The organism is Streptomyces sp. NPDC126510 (genome assembly GCF_040302345.1).
GTDB lineage: Bacteria > Actinomycetota > Actinomycetes > Streptomycetales > Streptomycetaceae > Streptomyces.
In genome coordinates this window covers 180,451-197,213 of record NZ_JBEORR010000016.1, presented here as the reverse complement: position 1 = coordinate 197,213, position 16,763 = coordinate 180,451, and the positions used below count along the sequence as shown (strand labels likewise).

Genomic DNA, 16,763 nt, shown 5'->3' with positions numbered 1-16,763 from the left:
GCCGATGGTACTGCAGGGGGGACCCTGTGGGAGAGTAGGACGCCGCCGAACAATTTTTGGGAAAACCCCCGCATCTTCGGATGCGGGGGTTTTCTACGTTTAGGCTCAACCCCATGCGCTATGACCTGGTGATCTTCGACAATGACGGTGTGCTCGTCGACAGCGAGCCCATCTCCAACCGGTTGCTCGCGGCGTACCTCACGGAACTGGGGCACCCCACCTCCTATGAGGAGTCCATTCGGGACTACATGGGTTCGGCCATGCACCGTATTCACGAACTGGTCCTCGAGCGGACCGGACGGCGGCTGCCTGAGGAATTCGACGACGTCTTTCACGCGCGGGTGTTCGCGGCGTTCGAGCAGGAACTGGTGGCCGTGGCCGGTGCCTCCGTGGTGCTGGAGAAGCTGGCCGCCGACGGAGTGCCGTACTGCGTCGCCTCCTCCGGGAGTCATGAGCGGATCCGGGTGGGACACCGGACGACGGGACTCGACCGGTGGTTCGACGAGGAGCGGATCTTCAGCTCTCAGGACGTGGGGCGGGGCAAGCCGGCGCCCGACCTCTTTCTGTACGCGGCCGAGAAGATGGGGGTCGCGCCGCAGCGGTGCGTCGTCATCGAGGACAGCCCCCTGGGCGTGCAGGCGGCGAGCGCGGCGGGGATGGACGTCTACGGGCTCACCGCGATGACGCCGGCGGAGAAGCTGTCCGGGGCGGACCGGCTCTTCTCCCACATGGAGGAGCTGACCGACCTGCTGGTGTGAGCCGTTCCCGCGGCTCCGTCGAAGCTGAGGGAAATTCATCTTTGGCTGGATCTACCCACGAGTAAGCCGGGGCCCTACGCTCGCCGCCATGACAGATGTGCTGCGGCGCGGTAGGGCCTCGTTGGCGTTCGGCTTCTTGGTGCAGGGTGTCGCCTTCGCTCTGCTCGTGACGAGGATCCCGGCCATCCAGGACCGCTACGGGGTCTCCGACGCGCTGCTGCCCGCGTTTCTGGCCGCCGTCCCGGTCCTCGCCGGGGTCGGGAGCGTGACCACCGAGCGGCTGGTGAAGCGGGTGCCGCCGAGCCGTCTGCTGCGGTGGTCCCAGCCCGTGGTGCTGCTGGGGCTGCTCGGCGTCGGGGCCGGGGAGCGGATGGTGGAACTCGGGCTCGCGCTCGCGGCGTTCGGGCTTGCCGTAGGGGTGCTGGACGCCTCGATGAACATGCTCGGAGTGAGCCTGCAGCGGGCGTACGGGCGCAGCATCATGCTCAGCTTCCACGCGGCCTACAGCCTGGGCGGGATCGTCGGGGCCTCGTTGGCCTGGGTGGGGGCGCACTGGCACCTGGCGTTGTGGGTGTCGTATCTGCCGGTCGTGCTGGTGCTCCTGCCGGCGGTGCTGGTGGGGAGCCGGTGGTATGTCGACGACCGGGGTACGGCAGCCGGGGCCGAGGGGCAGGCCGACGAGGGCGGGGTGGTCGTCTTCAAGTGGCTGCTGCCGCTGTGTCTGGTGATGACGGTCGCGTACATCGGGGACTCGACGGTCTCCAACTGGAGTGCCAAGTATCTGCAGGACGTGCTGGGGAGCTCGGAGCAGATGGCGACGGTCCCGTTCAACGTGTACATGGTCACCACGCTGCTGGGGCGGGCGATCGGGGACTTCGGGGTGCGCCGGTTCGGGGCGGTCGCGGTGGTGCGGGCCGGTGCGCTGGTGGCGGCGGGCGGGTTCGCCGTGGTGGCCGCCGCGCCCGGGGCGTGGGTCGGGATGCTGGGGTTCACGCTGCTGGGGCTGGGGTTGTGTGTGCTGGTGCCGCAGACGTTCGCGGCGGCCGGGAGGCTGTTCCCGGGGGCTTCGGATGCGGCCGTGGCGCGGCTGAACGTCTTCAACTACGTCGGGTTTTTGGTCGGCTCGCCGTTGGTCGGGGCGCTCGGGGATCTGTGGAGCTACCGCGGGGCCATGCTGGTGCCGATGGTGTTGGTGCTGGTGACGCTGGTGTACGCCCGGTCGTTCGGGACTCAACCGGACCGATACGGTGGCGGGCATGAGCGGCCGCGCACAGCTGATGTGGGACGAGGCAGTAACGGGCTATGACTTCGGTCCGGGGCATCCGATGGACCCGGTCCGGCTCGCCCTGACCCGGAAACTGGTCGACGCCTTCGGGCTGGACCGTGAGGTGGACGTGGTCGCCGCGAGGGCGGCCGGGGAGTCGACGCTGCGGCTCGTCCACCGGCAGGACTACATCGGGGCGGTGAAGGCCGCGTCCGCGGAGCCGGGGGCGGCGGACCAGTCGTACGGGCTGGGGACGATGGACGATCCGGCGTTCGCGGGGATGCACGAGGTGTCGTCGCTGATCGCCGGGCAGTCGGTGGGGGCGGCGGAGGCGGTGTGGCGGGGTGAGGCGCTGCACGCGGTGAACTTCGCGGGCGGGCTGCACCACGCGATGCCGGGCGGTGCGTCCGGGTTCTGCATCTACAACGACGCCTCGCTGGCCATCGCACGGCTGCTGGAACTCGGGGCGGAGCGGGTGGCGTACGTCGACGTCGACGTGCATCACGGGGACGGGGTCCAGGCGGCGTTCTGGGAGGACCCGCGGGTGCTGACGATCTCGCTGCACGAGCATCCGCGGACGCTGTTCCCGCAGACCGGGTGGCCGGAGGAGACCGGGGCGGACTCGGCGGAGGGCTCGGCGGTGAACGTGGCGCTGCCGGCCGGGACGGGGGACGCCGGGTGGCTGCGGGCGTTCCACGCGGTCGTCCCGGAGCTGATCGCCGACTTCCGGCCGCAGGTGCTGGTGACGCAGCACGGGGCGGACACGCACTTCGAGGATCCGCTGGCGCACCTGGCGGTGTCGCTGGACGCGCAGCGGGCCGTGCAGGTGGCCTGTCACGACCTGGCGCACGAGCACGCCGACGGGCGGTGGGTGGCCCTGGGCGGGGGCGGTTACGCGGTGGTGGACGTCGTACCGCGGTCCTGGACGCATCTGGTCGCGATCGCCGCGGGCCGGGCGGTGGAGCCCGAGGCGATGATCCCCGAGGGCTGGCGGCAGGAAGTGTTCGCGAGGACACGGCAGTTGGCCCCGGCGCGGATGACGGACGGGCGCTGGCCCGTGTCCTGGTCCGGCTGGGAGGAGGGCTACGATCCGGCGGACCGGCTGGACCAGGCGGTGCTGGCGGCCCGGCGGGCGGTGTTCCCGCTGCGGGGGCTGCTGGCGTGAGGGGGCGACGCCGGGCACCGGAAGCCCGTCGCTCAAATCAGCCCGCAGGAGACGACGCCCTTCGCCTCGCGCGGCATCGCCGCGCAGGTCTTCATCGCTCGCTCGCGGGGCTCACCGGCGCCGCAGCTCCGCCGCCGAGTGCCTGTGACTGCCGCGGTCTGATCCGACGGCGGGTCCTAGGCCGACCGTGCGGTGTTCGCGGGTTTCCGGGACAGGCGGAGGAACGGTCACGCACGATCTTCATGTGCTGACCACCGAAGCCCTGCGTGCGCACCTGGTGGGCGCGCGGCTCGCCGGGACCGTGGCGACCTCGCGGGAGGAGAGCCTGCGCAGTTACCGGCTCTTCGCGGCCCGGGACCCCCGGGTGCTGCTCGGGATCGACCCCGAAGGTGCCTGGCGGCAGCGGGAGTTGATCGAGCTGATGGCCGACCGGTGTGGTGTTTCGGCCGATTCTCGGCAGGTTTCCGGCCAGGACGTGATCGATCCGGAGCGGACCCTGGCAGCGCTGGACGCCTTCGCGGAACGCCTCGCCGAGGCCGCCCGGCGGGGTGCTCCCGTGCTTCTCGGCACCGGGCACCCGCACCGGCTGCTCGGTTTCTACGGCGCTCTGGCAGACGCCCTGTCGGCGGCGGGATGTGCCGTCCTCACCCCCGCGCAGGGTCGCCGTGTCGACATAACGACCCGGTTCGGTCTACGTACGTACAACCTCGACTACGTACGAGGAGTCGCCTTGGTGCGGACCCCCGGCCCCGAACGCCCCGGTTGTGAGCCCGGCGCACATACGCACTCACCTCTCCCGGTTCGTACCGTCCTGGCCGCTTGCGCGGAGACCGGCGGGCCCCTTCCCGAGCTGGTGATCGGGGACCACGGATGGGTCTGCGGGGCAGGTCAGCTGGGGTTCGAGGCCATCGGGCCGGCCGATACGGACGACCCGGCGCTGTTCGTGGGGGAGGCCGAGGGATCCGTGTCCGTCGTCGTTCCACTTGATGACGGCGTGCGGTCCCATTACTACCTGCCGCTTACCCGCTACGTACTCAATCGGGCGTGTCTGTCACAGTAGGCCGCCGATGGGTGCACCTCTTCCCCACTCGCATCACTGGCCCCTACATTGGGGAGTGAGCACGCAGCGACGAAGAGTCACCGGAAGGGGAAGCCGGTGGCCGTCGAGTGCGGAAGGTTCAGGTGTGTCATGGCTGCAGCTGGCGAGAGGCCTCTGAACGAGGTTCAGTTCCTTACCGTGGCGGAAGTCGCCTCGGTGATGCGAGTGTCGAAGATGACCGTGTACCGGCTGGTGCACAGCGGTCATCTGCCCGCGATCCGTGTGGGGCGGTCCTTCCGCGTCCCGGAGCAAGCGGTTCACGAGTACCTCCGCGAGAGTTACGTGGGGGTGGAAACCGCCTGACGGCAGGGCCGGGGGGATCCCCCACAGGGCACTCGGGGATCCCTCCGGCCTCCTCGATTACGACCTCAGCGCTCGGACGGGTAGGCTAGCCCCTCGTAGGTCGTATGGGCCCATGGCGCCCAAACACCGAGTGATGAGAAGTGAGCGAGGGTAGTCGTGGGCTCTGTTATCAAGAAGCGGCGCAAGCGGATGGCTAAGAAGAAGCACCGCAAGCTGCTCAAGCGCACGCGCGTCCAGCGTCGCAACAAGAAGTAGGTTCGCGACGCGCACGCCGCGAGAGCGTTGCTGTGGCCCCCCACCACCGGTGGGGGGCCACACGCATATCCGCGACGGGCCACCGGCTCCGGCTCCTGCGTCCGGCTGGCTTCGGTCACTTCGCGCATCGGGCGGTCATCACAGCGCAACGGCAACCCGCTAAGTTGGCCCCACGGGGGAACGCGGCGGTGACGAGAGGTTCTGGAAGGAAGGCGCTGATCTTGGGCAAGGTCGTGCTCGTGACCGGAGTGGCCCGTCAGCTGGGGGGCCGGTTCGTCCGGCGGATCCAGCGGGACCCCGACGTCGACCGGGTCGTCGCCGTGGACGCGGTGCCGCCCGAGCACCATCTGGGCGGTGCGGACTTCGTCCAGGCCGACATCCGGCAGCCCGGCATCGCGCGGGTGCTCGCCGAGACCGGCGCCGACACGATCGTCCACCTCGACGTGACGGGCACGCCGCTGGGCAGCGGCAACCGGGCCTCCCTGAAGGAGACCAACGTCATCGGCACCATGCAGCTGCTCGGTGCCTGCCAGAAGTCCCCGGCCGTGCAGCGGCTGGTCGTGAAGTCCAGCACGAACGTCTACGGCTCCGCGCCCCGCGACCCGGCCGTGTTCACCGAGACGACCCCGCCCAAGTCCCTGCCCAGCGGCGGCTTCGCGAAGGACACAGTCGAGGTCGAGGGCTACGTCCGCGGCTTCGCGCGGCGCCGGCCCGATGTGGCCGTGTGCGTGCTGCGGTTCGCCAACATCCTCGGCCCGACCGCGGACACCCCGCTCGCGTCGTACTTCGCGCTGCCGGTCCTGCCGACCGTGTTCGGCTACGACCCCAGGCTGCAGTTCGTGCACGAGGACGACGTGATCGAGGTGCTGCGGCTCGGTTCCCACGAGCCCCGGCGCGGCACGCTCAACAGCGGCACCTTCAACATCGCCGGCGACGGTGTGCTGCTGCTCTCGCAGTGCTCCCGGCGCCTCGGCCGCCCCACCGTGCCCCTGCTGCTCCCGGCCGTCACCTGGGCGGGCTCGCTGGTGCGTACGCTGGGAATGACGGATTTCTCGCCCGAGCAGATCCGGCTGCTCACGCACGGCCGGGTAGTGGCCACGGGCCAGATGCGCGAGACGCTGGGATTCCAGCCCAAGTACACGACCGCGGAGACGTTCGCGGACTTCGCCCGCAGCCAGGGCCCCGGACTCCTTCCGCCGGAGGCCCTCGCGGGGGCCGTCGACCGGATCGCCGGCCTGCCCCTCGCGGGCGGCGGACACTCCCCGACGCAGAGCGCCAACTGAGGAGCGCATCAACGATGGCGGACGCCAAGGTCATTCCGTTCGACGACGACCGGTCCCGGGGGAGCGCCGCGCAGCGTCCCCAGCGGCGCCGGAGCGCCGGGAACCGCCGCGCGGACGCGGAGTCCGTGCCGGTGCGTGAGGTGCAGCCCCTGCCCACCAGGGCTGTTCCGCAGGATGATGTTCCTGTGACTTCCGAGGAACAGCCGCCGGAGCCTTCCCCGGACGGCGGGAGCGGGCTGGAACGGCGGATCGCGGGTGGTCTGGCCTTCCTGCGCCGCCGCCTCACCGGCGACTACGAGGTCGACGACTTCGGCTACGACGAGGAACTCACCGACCAGGTCCTGATGTCGCTGCTGCGCCCGCTGTACGACACGTACTTCCGGGTCGAGGTGAAGGGCATCGAGAACATCCCGTCCGAGGGCGGTGCCCTGATCGTCGCCAACCACTCCGGCACCCTGCCGATGGACGGCCTGATGATGCAGGTCGCCGTGCACGACAACCACCCGGCGGGCCGGCATCTGCGGCTGCTGGCCGCCGATCTGGTGTTCATGCTGCCGGTGGTCAACGAGCTGGCCCGCAAGCTGGGTCACACCCTGGCGTGCGCCGAGGACGCCTCCCGGCTGCTGGAGCAGGGCGAACTGGTCGGGGTGATGCCCGAGGGCTTCAAGGGACTCGGCAAGCCCTTCGCGGACCGCTACAAGCTGCAGCGCTTCGGCCGTGGCGGTTTCGTCTCGACGGCGCTGCGCGCGGGGACGCCGATCGTGCCCTGCTCGATCGTCGGGGCGGAGGAGATCTACCCGATGATCGGCAACGCCAAGACGGTCGCGCGGCTGCTGGGCTTCCCGTACTTCCCGATCACGCCGACGTTCCCGTGGCTGGGGCCGCTCGGGGCGATTCCGCTGCCGACCAAGTGGACGATCCAGTTCGGCGAGCCGATCCCCACGGACGGCTATCCGCCGGAGGCGGCGGAGGACCCGATGCTGATGTTCAACCTGACCGACCAGGTCAGGGAGCAGATCCAGCACACGCTGTACAAGTTGCTCGTGCAGCGGCGGTCGGTGTTCTTCTGAGCCTGTCCGCGTACGACGACGGGGGCGCCCTTCCCGAAGGGGCGCCCCCGCTGTCATGGCGTCGCCTAGTTCGCGTCCTCGCTGTCGATGCCCAGGCCGGGCAGCAGGCCGGGCAGGAGGGGCGGGAGTGTCACATCCGGCTCGGGGACGGGTGTGTTGCCCCCCGCGGACGGGGAGGTGCTGGTCTCGCTGTTCTTGGGCGGGTCGAGCAGGCCGCCGGTGTTGCCGCCGAGCAGGCCGTCACTGTCGTCACCGGAGCCGGCCGAGCGGCTGGGGCTGCCACTGCCGTTGCCGCTGCCGGTGCTGTGCTCGTCGCTGTGCCTGCCACCGCTGTCGCTGGGGCGGGTCGAGCGGCCCGTGCCGGAGGAGCCGCTGGGAGCGGACTCGGAGACGCCCTGCCGCTTGCCGTCGCCGCCGTTGGTGGCCGGGGGCTCGGGCAGCAGGGAGCGCAGCGGGGCGACGTCCTCCTCTATGGCGTCGAAGACGGACGACACCTCCCGGCTGACGTCCCCGAGCTGGACGGGCAGTCGATCGCGCAGTTCACCCCAGGCCTCGCGGTGGGAGCGGGAGAAAGCGGACAGGGCCTGGATGGGGCCGAGTGAGTCCGGATCGTGCTCGTACGCCTCGCTCAGCAGCCGGTGGCCCTCCGACGCGTCGTGTCGCATGCCCGACAGGGCACGGCGGATCTCGCCGAGGGACTCGTGGTCCAGCGGGCCGCTGCGGCCTCGCTCCATCAGCCGGCGGGCTTCGCTGAGCCGGGTGGAGGCGTGGTCGAGATAGACCCGGCCACGCTCGTCCGCCCCGTCGGCGAGGCCGAGCTTGACGTCCTCGATGCCGCGCTTGAGGCCGTAGAGCGAGTCGCCGGGAAGGGCGTCCGAGCTGGCGGCGGAAACTCCGCCGAAGGCGCTCGCGGCGACCCCGACGCTGAGTCCGCCCGCGGTGAGGCCCTTGGCGAGCCGGGAACGCGGCCGGAACTTCTTCAGTGAACCCGCGCGGTGCGCCCCGCGGGCGCGGGAACGCTGCCCCGGGACCGCGCTGTCCGTCGCCCCGCCGCCCACGGTGCCCTCCTGGAGCATGGCCTCGAAGGCCGCCACCAGCTGGGCCCGCTGGACGACCTTGACCTCCGGGTCGAGCTCCGGCTTGGGCAACGCGCCGAGCCCCGAGGCGAGCGCCAGATGGCGGGCCTGTTCGCTCGGTTCCGCGGTGGCCGGGGCCGGTGCCGATCCTTCGGGCTGCTCGGCCGCCGGGCCCTGCTCGGACTGCTCCTCCAGGGCCTGGGCGAAGGCGTTCGCCCGCCGGTGCGCCGATACGTTCGCGATCACTGGCGGCACCTCCTCTCGTCATGACGGTCGACTCCCCAGGGGGTCCTGAGGGTTGCACACCCTGACCTCGACCACACGATCGAGTGACCGGAGCCGGCCAGGGGGTGACCACAGGGAGTCTGCATTCCGCACAACGAGCGGTGTGGCACTTGGGTTACGGACTCCGGCTGATCGGATGCCGAAGTCAACGGACTTTCACGTTCCGTGAGTTGAGTGTCGCCGAGTGTGCCGTTCGGTCAGCGGGCGTCTTCCGGGAGCAGCCGGGCGAGGGTGCGGACGGCCCGGTACTGGAGGGTTTTGATGGCGCCCTCGTTCTTGCCCATCACCCGGGCGGTCTCGGCCACGGAGAGGCCTTGGAGGAAGCGGAGCGTCACGCACTCCTGCTGCTGGGGGTTGAGCCGCCGTACGGCGTCGAGCAGGGCGGCGTTGGAGAGGGACTCGAGGACGGAGTCCTCGGGGGAGCGCTCGACCTCGTTGGCGTCGAGCATCTCGCCGGTGGTGACCTCCAGGCGGAACCGGCTGGACTTGAAATGGTCCGCGACGAGGTTGCGGGCGATGGTCACGAGCCAGGCGCCGAAGTCGCGGCCCTGCCAGGTGAAGGTGCCGATGCGGCGCAGGGCGCGCAGAAAGGTCTCGCTGGTGAGGTCCTCGGCGGTCGCCTTTCCTCCGACCCGGTAGTAGATGTACCGGTAGACGGTGTCGCTGTACTGGTCGTAGAGGCGGCCGAAGGCGTCGGACTCGCCGGCCTGGGCGCGCTCAACGAGGTCCATCATGCGGGCGCTGTCGCTGTCCGCGGCAGGCCGGCGTGCGGTGGCCGCGCCGGAGGGGCGCCCTCGTCTGCCGACCGCGGCGCTGCCGTCGGCCAGTGCGTAGCAAGGGCCTACGGGCGCGGCGGTGGCGAATGCGGGGACGGCGTACGCGGTGGGGACGAAGCCGCGCAACAGGTCTTGGACCGTTGCGCGCAGCGTAGCCAGGCCCGAGGCGTCAACCCCGACGTGTGGGTACACGGGACTCCCAGAGGCAGAGCTTCCATCACGTGCAGTGCGGGACCTTTCACCCGTCGTAGCGACGGAGGGGTACCGGTTTGCGTCTGAGGAGAATAACGCTTCGTGCAGGCACTGCTACACCGAGTTGCTCAAATCATCGGTTACGTCGCTTCCGTAACCGATTGACGCCGGATCAAGTGCCGGTGCGTGACCGGTTGTTGATCGGAATGCTTCGGATTGCGCCCGAGTGCAGGGCGTGTTGTGGCCGTGTGCAGCCAAGAGGACTGGAGGGGAGGTTGTGGGGGTACGCCAGTTGGATTTACGGCGATTGTCAGGCCGCAAACATTCGTGTCCCGGTTTGATCAGGTGGTCAGCGGCGCCGGCGGTGCAGGGCGATGGCGGCCGCCGTGCCACCCGCGACCGCGCCGACGCCCGCCGCGGCCGGGATGCCGACCTTGGCCGCCTTGCGGCCCGTGCGGTAGTCGCGCAGCCGCCAGTCCAGCTGCCGGGCGTGCTTGCGCAGCTTGCTGTCCGGGTTGATGGCGTAGGGGTGGCCGACCAGGGAGAGCATCGGGATGTCGTTGTGCGAGTCGCTGTAGGCGGCGCAGCGGCCGAGGTCCAGGCCCTCGGCGGCGGCCAGGGCGCGCACGGCCTCGGCCTTCGCGGGGCCGTGCAGCGGCTCGCCGACGAGTTTGCCGGTGTAGACGCCGTCGACGGACTCGGCGACCGTGCCGAGGGCGCCGGTCAGGCCGAGGCGGCGGGCGATGACCGTGGCGATCTCGACGGGGGCGGCCGTCACCAGCCACACCTTCTGGCCGGCGTCCAGGTGGGCCTGGGCGAGGGCGCGAGTGCCGGGCCAGATGCGCTCGGCCATGTACTCGTCGTAGATCTCCTCGCCGATCGACTGCAGTTCGGCGACGCGGTGGCCCTGGACGATCGACAGGGCCGAGTCGCGGGCCTCCTGCATGTGCTCGGGGTCCTCGACCCCGGCGAGGCGGAACCATGCCTGCTGCCAGGCGAACTTCGCCAGCTCGCGCGTCTCGAAGAACTTCCGCTTGTACAGGCCCCGCCCGAAGTGGAAGAGGGCCGCGCCCTGCATGACGGTGTTGTCCAGGTCGAAGAAGGCGGCGGCCTGGTCGTCGCCGTGCACCGGGAACTGCGGTTCCTCGGTCGTGCCGGCGACTTCCTGCGTGGACTTGCGGGCTGCCTCCGCCGAGGCCTCGCCTGCCAAAACGCTCCGCGCCGTGGCGGAGCGCCTACGGGGAGTGAGCCATCCGAGAGCGGCCATGGCGTGAGCATAGCCAGTTTGTTCGGGGGTTCCGGAGTCGGAAGGTTGGGGGCGTGTGAACTCTCGGCAAGCATGTCGTCAAAAGACGCCGTGCGGAACGGACGCGGTCGGCGTGTCCGCCGGGGCTTTCGCCGGGGTTCCGCTTGTCCGCGGGCGCGCGACAATGGCCGACATGAGTTCCCTCTTCCGCCGCAGGCCCTCCGGTGACCGGCTCGTCACCCTGATCCGCAAGCCCGGCTGCCATCTGTGTGATGACGCACAGGTCGTTGTGGAGAAGGTGTGCGGTGATCTGGGAGTCCCCTGGGAGCAGAAGGACATCACCGAGGATCGGGATCTGCACGACCAGTACTGGGAGCAGATCCCGGTCGTGCTGGTGGACGGCAGGCAGCACACGTTCTGGCGCGTGAACGAGGGCCGCTTGCGCAAGGCGCTGACCGACTGATCCCGCCCGGTGGGCGACTGACCGATCAGTCCAAAGGGGCCGCCGGGTCGCTTAGGATCGATGGTGGCTTGATCTCGGGGGCGGGATTCACTGAGGAGAGTGTGCGGTTTTGCCCCCAGAAGACAAGGAACGGCGGCGCCTGGGCGCCGGTTCCCTGCGCGTGCGCCGGGGGCGCGTGACCCCGGTCACGTTGGCCGGGCAAATCGGACACCATCTTTGTGCACGCGTTCACAAAGACATAGCCTGCATTCGACGGGGCGGTCATGTAGGGACGTATGACCGCCTACAGCCCCGCTCTACCCGCAGGAGCACCGTGGCAACTGGCCGAACTCACCGACCGGCGACCCGCAGCCGAGGGATTCCCGAGGCCACCGTCGCCCGGCTTCCGCTGTACCTCCGCGCCCTGACCGCGTTGTCGGAGCGCTCGGTTCCCACGGTCTCCTCCGAGGAGCTCGCGGCCGCGGCGGGGGTCAATTCCGCGAAGCTGCGCAAGGACTTCTCCTACCTCGGCTCCTACGGGACCAGGGGTGTCGGCTACGACGTCGAGTATCTCGTGTACCAGATCTCCCGCGAACTGGGGCTCACCCAGGACTGGCCGGTCGTGATCGTCGGTATCGGAAACCTCGGCGCCGCCCTCGCCAACTACGGCGGCTTCGCCTCCCGCGGGTTCCGCGTCGCCGCGCTGATCGACGCCGACCCGGCCATGGCCGGCAAGCCCGTCGCCGGGATCCCGGTGCAGCACTCCGACGACCTGGAGAAGATCATCCAGGACAACGGCGTGTCGATCGGTGTCATCGCCACCCCCGCCGGTGCCGCCCAGGCGGTCTGCGACCGGCTCGTGGCCGCCGGTGTCACCTCCATCCTGAACTTCGCGCCGACCGTGCTGTCCGTCCCCGAGGGCGTCGACGTGCGCAAGGTCGACCTCTCCATCGAGCTGCAGATCCTCGCCTTCCACGAGCAGCGCAAGGCCGGGGAGGAGGCCGCCGCCTCCGACGGTGGCGTCCCCACCGCCGCCGCCCGCAGCGACTCCGCCGACCAGGGGCCCGACGGGGACATGCCCGCCGTGATGCCGGCATGAGCCTCCTCGTCGTCGGACTCAGTCACCGCAGCGCGCCGGTCAGCGTGCTGGAGCGGGCCGCGCTCAACGCGGACGCGCAGGTCAAGCTGCTCCAGGACACGGTCGCCGCCGAGCCGGCCGCCGAGGCCGCGGTGCTCGCCACCTGCAACCGCATCGAGCTCTACGCCGACGTGGACAAGTTCCACGCCGGTGTCGCCGAGCTGTCCACGCTGCTCGCCCAGCACAGCGGGGTCGGCCTCGAGGAGCTCACTCCCTATCTCTACGTGCACTACGAGGACCGGGCCGTCCACCACCTGTTCTCGGTGGCCTGCGGGCTCGACTCGATGGTCGTCGGCGAGGGGCAGATCCTCGGCCAGATCAAGGACTCCCTGGCCCGGGCGCAGGAGCTGCACTCCGCCGGCCGTCTCCTGAACGACCTGTTCCAGCAGGCCCTGCGGGTCGGCAAGCGCGCCCACTCCGAGACCGGCATCGACCGAGCCGGCCAGTCCCTGGTCACCTTCGGCCTGGAGCAGCTGGCCCGGGGCGGGGACGTGCAGCAGTGGGCCCGGGGCAAGAAGGCCCTGGTCATCGGGGCCGGGTCGATGTCCTCCCTGGCCGCGGCCACGCTCGCGCGGGCCGGGGTCGCCGAGATCGTCGTCGCCAACCGCACCTTCGACCGGGCCGAGCGCCTCGCCGAGATCCTCATGGAGGGCGACGACACGGACGTGGCGGCCCGCGCGGTACCGATGGAGTCGGTGCCGGCCGAGCTGACACGTGCCGACGTCACCGTCTCCTGTACCGGCGCGACGGGCCTGGTCCTGACGGCGGAGTCCGTCGCCGAGGCGATCGAGGGCCGCAGGCCCGAGCCGTCGGGCGGACCTGGCGAGGACGGGCCGGGGGCGCCGGGCGGCGCGTCCGGCGCCGCGGCCGGAGCACAGCTCAGCGGCCCGTCGGGCACGAGCCTCGGCAGCGAGGACGGCTGCCCGCTGGACCTGTCCGCGGTGCAGGGCACCGCAGGGTTCTCCGTGCTGGGCGAGGCCGCCGTGGCCGGCATGGCCGCCGCCGACCTGGAGCAGCACGCGGCGTGGGTGGACAACGGCACGGTGGGCGGCGACCGGCGTGCGGCCGGCCCGGCCCGGCCGGCCGGGGCCGGCACGCTCGACCCGGCCGCCGACACCGACGCCATCGCCGCTCTCGCCGCGACCGTCGCCACCGTCGGGCGGATCCCCGAGCGGCGTCGGCCCGAGCCGGTCGAGGAGCCGCAGCGGCCCGAGCCCGTGCTGTTCCTGCTGGACCTCGCGATGCCGCGCGACATCGACGCGGCCGTGCACCGGCTGGCCGGGGTGCGGCTGGTGGACATCGAATCGCTGGCGGAGGCCTCCGCGGGCGCTCCGATGGCTGCCGATGTGGACCAGGTCCGGCGTATCGTCTCCGACGAGGTCGCGGCCTTCGGGGCAGCCCTGCGGGCCGCGCACATCACGCCGACCGTGGTCGCCCTGCGCACCATGGCCGCCGACGTCGTGGCCGGCGAGATCGCCCGGCTGGACGGGCGGCTGCCCGGTCTCGACGACAAGCACCGAGCGGAGATCACCCAGACCGTGCGGCGCGTGGTCGACAAACTGCTCCACGCGCCGACCGTGCGGGTCAAGCAACTCGCGGCCGAACCCGGCGGCGCCGGGTACGCGGACGCGCTGCGGACCCTGTTCGACCTCGACCCCGAGACGGTGGCCGCCGTCTCCCGGGCCGAGGAAAGCACCACCCAGAGAGACCGAGGGCCGGCATGAAGGACAAGACGCTGAGGCTCGGCACCCGGCGCAGCAGGCTCGCCATGGCCCAGTCCGGGCAGGTGGCGGAAGCCGTGAGCCGGGTGACCGGGAGGCCCGTCGAGCTCGTCGAGATCACCACGTACGGCGATGTCTCGCGCGAGCAGCTCGCCCAGATCGGCGGCACCGGCGTGTTCGTGACCGCCCTGCGCGACGCGCTGCTCAAGGGCGAGGTCGACTTCGCGGTGCACTCGCTGAAGGACCTGCCGACCACGCAGCCCGACGAGCTGGTCGTGGCCGCCGTACCGGTGCGTGAGGACCCGCGGGACGTGATCGTCGCCCGGGACGACCTGAAGTTCACCGACCTGCCCTCCGGGGCCCGCATCGGTACGGGTTCGCCGCGCCGCATGGCGCAGCTCAACGCGTACGCCCGCAGCCACGGCCTGGACATAGCGACGGTCCCGATCCGCGGCAACGTCGACACCCGCATCGGGTTCGTGCGCAGCGGGGAGCTCGACGCCGTCGTGCTGGCCGCCGCCGGACTGAACCGGATCGGCCGCGGCGACGAAGCGACCGACTTCCTGTCGGTCGACACGGTTTTGCCCGCCCCCGGCCAGGGGGCCCTGGCGATCGAGTGCACCGCGGGCAACGCGGACCTCATCGCCGCGCTCGCCGAACTCGACGACCCGTTCACGCGGATCGCCGTGACGGCCGAGCGATCACTGCTCGCCGCCCTGGAGGCCGGCTGTAGCGCCCCCGTGGGCGCCTTGGCCGACCATCTGGCCGACGGGCAGACTGTCAAGGAAATGCGCCTGCGCGCCGTCGTCGGGACCACCGACGGCACGCGCATGGTGCAGCTGTCCACCACCGGTCCCGTGCCCGAGACGCACGACGGGGCAATGGCGCTCGGTCGCGAACTCGCGGCCGAGATGCTCGCCCAGGGCGCGGCCGGTCTGATGGGGGAGCGAGCACATTGAGCCCCACCGCCCTTTCCGCCGGTCCTGAACACGGGCACGTCACCTTCCTGGGTGCCGGACCCGGAGATCCGGGACTGCTAACTCTGCGCGCCGTGGAGGCGCTGGCGAGCGCGGACGTCCTCGTCGCCGAGCACGAGGTGCTCGACGTCGTACGTCAGCACGCCAGGCAGGGCGTCTCCGAGGTGCACACGGACCCGGGTCCTTCCCAGGATCCGGCTCCGGGCACAGGAGCGCCCCAGCTGACGGTAGTTGACGGCACGTCAACCACCGCCGCGGTCCCCGCGGTGCGGGATGCCGCACATCTTGTCATGGAGGCCGCGCGGGGCGGCAGGCGGGTCGTGCGTGCGGTGTCCGGGGACCCCGGCCTCGACACGTACGCCGCCGAGGAGATGCTGGCGTGCGCCGCCGCCGGGGTGCCCTTCGAGGTCGTCCCCGGTATCGCGAGCGCCGTCGGTGTGCCCGCCTACGCCGGTGTCCCGCTGCGGGACGCGCAGGGCGCGGACGTGCGGTTCGTGGACGCGCGGACGGCGTCGGACCGGTGCTGGACGGAGGTCGGTGCGTCGGACGGCACGGTCGTCGTCTCCACGACGCTGGACTCCGTCGCGGCGGCCGCCGGCGAGCTCGTCTCCGCCGGGCGCAAGCCGGACACCCCGATGACGGTCACCGTCGCCGGTACGACCACCCGGCAGCGCACCTGGACCGCCACGCTCGGCACGATCGCGCAGACGCTGAAGCACGCCAAGGTGCTGCCCTCGCCCGAGGGCGGCCGGCCGGTGATAGCCGTGGTCGGTGAGCGTTCCGCCGCCGCCCAGCGCGACCAGCTCGCGTGGTTCGAGTCCAAGCCGCTGTTCGGCTGGAAGGTGCTCGTGCCGCGTACGAAGGAGCAGGCGGCGTCGCTCTCCGACCAGCTGCGGTCGTACGGGGCCGTGCCGCACGAGGTGCCGACGATCGCCGTCGAGCCGCCGCGCACGCCCCAGCAGATGGAGCGGGCGGTCAAGGGCCTCGTGACGGGCCGCTACGAGTGGATCGCCTTCACCTCGGTGAACGCGGTCAAGGCCGTGCGGGAGAAGTTCGAGGAGTACGGGCTCGACGCGCGTGCCTTCGCGGGCATCAAGGTCGCGGCCGTGGGCGAGCAGACGGCGAACGCGCTGATCGCGTTCGGTGTGAAGCCGGACCTGGTGCCCAGCGGCGAGCAGTCGGCCGCGGGTCTGTTGGAGGACTGGCCGCCCTACGACCCGGTCTTCGACCCGATCGACAGAGTGTTCCTGCCGCGTGCCGACATCGCCACGGAGACGCTGGTGGCCGGGCTGATCGAGCTCGGCTGGGAGGTCGACGACGTCACGGCCTACCGGACCGTACGGGCCTCGCCTCCCCCGGCGGAGACCCGTGAGGCGATCAAGGGCGGCGGTTTCGACGCCGTGCTGTTCACGTCGTCCTCCACCGTGCGGAACCTGGTCGGCATCGCCGGCAAGCCGCACAACGTCACGGTGATCGCGTGTATCGGCCCGGCCACGGCGAAGACCGCCGAGGAGCACGGGCTGAGGGTGGACGTCATGGCTCCCGAGCCGTCCGTCCACAAGCTGGCGGAAGCCCTGGCCGACTTCGGCGCGAAGCGCCGCATGGCGGCCGTGGAGGCCGGGGACCCGGTGACGCGGCCGAGCGAGCGGCGGCCGGGGGCCAGGCGGCGGCGGTCGACCACCTGAGCGGTGCCGACTGCGCTACTGCCGCCGC

At 71.2% G+C, this 16,763-nt stretch carries 16 protein-coding genes; 13 read left to right on the top strand and 3 right to left on the bottom strand.

Annotation, left to right across the window (positions count from 1 at the left end):
• Nucleotides 1–113: 113 nt before the first annotated feature.
• From ABTX60_RS23910 to ABTX60_RS23875, 8 genes are all read left to right on the top strand, one after another.
• Nucleotides 114–758, top strand: a complete 645-nt coding sequence (locus tag ABTX60_RS23910; RefSeq protein WP_352099033.1) for an HAD family hydrolase — start codon at nt 114–116, stop codon at nt 756–758.
• 88 nt (nt 759–846) lie between these two features.
• Nucleotides 847–2,064: an MFS transporter gene (locus tag ABTX60_RS23905; RefSeq protein ID WP_352099032.1), complete on the top strand. Its 1,218-nt coding sequence runs from the start codon at nt 847–849 to the stop codon at nt 2,062–2,064.
• Nucleotides 2,015–3,187 carry an acetoin utilization protein AcuC gene (locus ABTX60_RS23900; RefSeq protein ID WP_352099031.1) on the top strand — a complete coding sequence of 391 codons (1,173 nt, stop codon included), beginning with the start codon at nt 2,015–2,017 and terminating at the stop codon, nt 3,185–3,187. The genes ABTX60_RS23905 and ABTX60_RS23900 overlap by 50 nt, the downstream gene beginning before the upstream one ends.
• A gap of 244 nt (nt 3,188–3,431) precedes the next feature.
• Nucleotides 3,432–4,247, top strand: a complete 816-nt coding sequence (locus ABTX60_RS23895) for a phosphatase (protein WP_352099030.1) — start codon at nt 3,432–3,434, stop codon at nt 4,245–4,247.
• A 129-nt stretch (nt 4,248–4,376) separates the two neighbouring features.
• Nucleotides 4,377–4,589: a helix-turn-helix domain-containing protein gene (locus tag ABTX60_RS23890; protein ID WP_004984898.1), complete on the top strand. Its 213-nt coding sequence runs from the start codon at nt 4,377–4,379 to the stop codon at nt 4,587–4,589.
• A gap of 156 nt (nt 4,590–4,745) precedes the next feature.
• Nucleotides 4,746–4,844 carry a 30S ribosomal protein bS22 gene (locus tag ABTX60_RS23885; RefSeq protein ID WP_003948845.1) on the top strand — a complete coding sequence of 33 codons (99 nt, stop codon included), beginning with the start codon at nt 4,746–4,748 and terminating at the stop codon, nt 4,842–4,844.
• Nucleotides 4,845–5,065: 221 nt separating this feature from the next.
• Nucleotides 5,066–6,127, top strand: coding sequence for an NAD-dependent epimerase/dehydratase family protein (locus ABTX60_RS23880; RefSeq protein WP_344467285.1), 1,062 nt, complete (start codon nt 5,066–5,068; stop codon nt 6,125–6,127).
• Nucleotides 6,128–6,141: 14 nt separating this feature from the next.
• A complete protein-coding gene (locus ABTX60_RS23875) occupies nt 6,142–7,197 on the top strand; it encodes a lysophospholipid acyltransferase family protein (RefSeq protein WP_352099029.1) in 1,056 nt (351 codons plus the stop codon).
• A 65-nt stretch (nt 7,198–7,262) separates the two neighbouring features.
• Here ABTX60_RS23875 and ABTX60_RS23870 read toward each other — a convergent pair whose 3' ends face one another.
• The 3 genes from ABTX60_RS23870 to ABTX60_RS23860 form a co-directional block, all read right to left on the bottom strand.
• Entirely contained in the window at nt 7,263–8,519 is a 1,257-nt protein-coding gene (locus ABTX60_RS23870; RefSeq protein ID WP_352099028.1) for a DUF5667 domain-containing protein, read from the bottom strand.
• Between the two features lie 236 nt (nt 8,520–8,755).
• Nucleotides 8,756–9,526: an ECF subfamily RNA polymerase sigma factor, BldN family gene (locus tag ABTX60_RS23865; protein ID WP_030840376.1), complete on the bottom strand. Its 771-nt coding sequence runs from the start codon at nt 9,524–9,526 to the stop codon at nt 8,756–8,758.
• 349 nt (nt 9,527–9,875) lie between these two features.
• Nucleotides 9,876–10,793, bottom strand: a complete 918-nt coding sequence (locus tag ABTX60_RS23860; RefSeq protein ID WP_352099027.1) for an HAD family hydrolase — start codon at nt 10,791–10,793, stop codon at nt 9,876–9,878.
• Nucleotides 10,794–10,956: 163 nt separating this feature from the next.
• Here ABTX60_RS23860 and ABTX60_RS23855 point away from each other — a divergent pair, with 163 nt between their 5' ends.
• From ABTX60_RS23855 to ABTX60_RS23835, 5 genes are all read left to right on the top strand, one after another.
• Nucleotides 10,957–11,235 (top strand): glutaredoxin family protein, encoded by a 279-nt coding sequence (locus ABTX60_RS23855; protein ID WP_352099026.1) that lies wholly within the window; start codon nt 10,957–10,959, stop codon nt 11,233–11,235.
• A gap of 313 nt (nt 11,236–11,548) precedes the next feature.
• The gene (locus ABTX60_RS23850) at nt 11,549–12,313 is read left to right on the top strand and encodes a redox-sensing transcriptional repressor Rex (RefSeq protein ID WP_352099025.1); all 765 of its coding nucleotides are present in this window, start codon (nt 11,549–11,551) and stop codon (nt 12,311–12,313) included.
• Nucleotides 12,310–14,076 carry a glutamyl-tRNA reductase gene (locus tag ABTX60_RS23845; RefSeq protein WP_352099024.1) on the top strand — a complete coding sequence of 589 codons (1,767 nt, stop codon included), beginning with the start codon at nt 12,310–12,312 and terminating at the stop codon, nt 14,074–14,076. The genes ABTX60_RS23850 and ABTX60_RS23845 overlap by 4 nt, the downstream gene beginning before the upstream one ends.
• On the top strand, nt 14,073–15,032 hold the full coding sequence (gene hemC, locus ABTX60_RS23840; protein ID WP_352099023.1) for a hydroxymethylbilane synthase: 960 nt from the start codon (nt 14,073–14,075) through the stop codon (nt 15,030–15,032). The genes ABTX60_RS23845 and hemC overlap by 4 nt, the downstream gene beginning before the upstream one ends.
• A complete protein-coding gene (locus tag ABTX60_RS23835) occupies nt 15,029–16,735 on the top strand; it encodes a bifunctional uroporphyrinogen-III C-methyltransferase/uroporphyrinogen-III synthase (protein WP_352099022.1) in 1,707 nt (568 codons plus the stop codon). The genes hemC and ABTX60_RS23835 overlap by 4 nt, the downstream gene beginning before the upstream one ends.
• Nucleotides 16,736–16,763 lie beyond the last annotated feature (28 nt).

Coding starts and splice junctions, on each gene's coding strand:
- ABTX60_RS23905 (WP_352099032.1), top strand. CDS start 847: ATGACAGATGTGCTGCGGCGCGGTAGGGCCTCGTTGGCGTTCGGCTTC.
- ABTX60_RS23910 (WP_352099033.1), top strand. CDS start 114: ATGCGCTATGACCTGGTGATCTTCGACAATGACGGTGTGCTCGTCGAC.
- ABTX60_RS23845 (WP_352099024.1), top strand. CDS start 12,310: ATGAGCCTCCTCGTCGTCGGACTCAGTCACCGCAGCGCGCCGGTCAGC.
- ABTX60_RS23900 (WP_352099031.1), top strand. CDS start 2,015: ATGAGCGGCCGCGCACAGCTGATGTGGGACGAGGCAGTAACGGGCTAT.
- ABTX60_RS23875 (WP_352099029.1), top strand. CDS start 6,142: ATGGCGGACGCCAAGGTCATTCCGTTCGACGACGACCGGTCCCGGGGG.
- ABTX60_RS23860 (WP_352099027.1), bottom strand. CDS start 10,793: ATGGCCGCTCTCGGATGGCTCACTCCCCGTAGGCGCTCCGCCACGGCG.
- ABTX60_RS23855 (WP_352099026.1), top strand. CDS start 10,957: ATGGCCGACATGAGTTCCCTCTTCCGCCGCAGGCCCTCCGGTGACCGG.
- ABTX60_RS23890 (WP_004984898.1), top strand. CDS start 4,377: ATGGCTGCAGCTGGCGAGAGGCCTCTGAACGAGGTTCAGTTCCTTACC.
- hemC (WP_352099023.1), top strand. CDS start 14,073: ATGAAGGACAAGACGCTGAGGCTCGGCACCCGGCGCAGCAGGCTCGCC.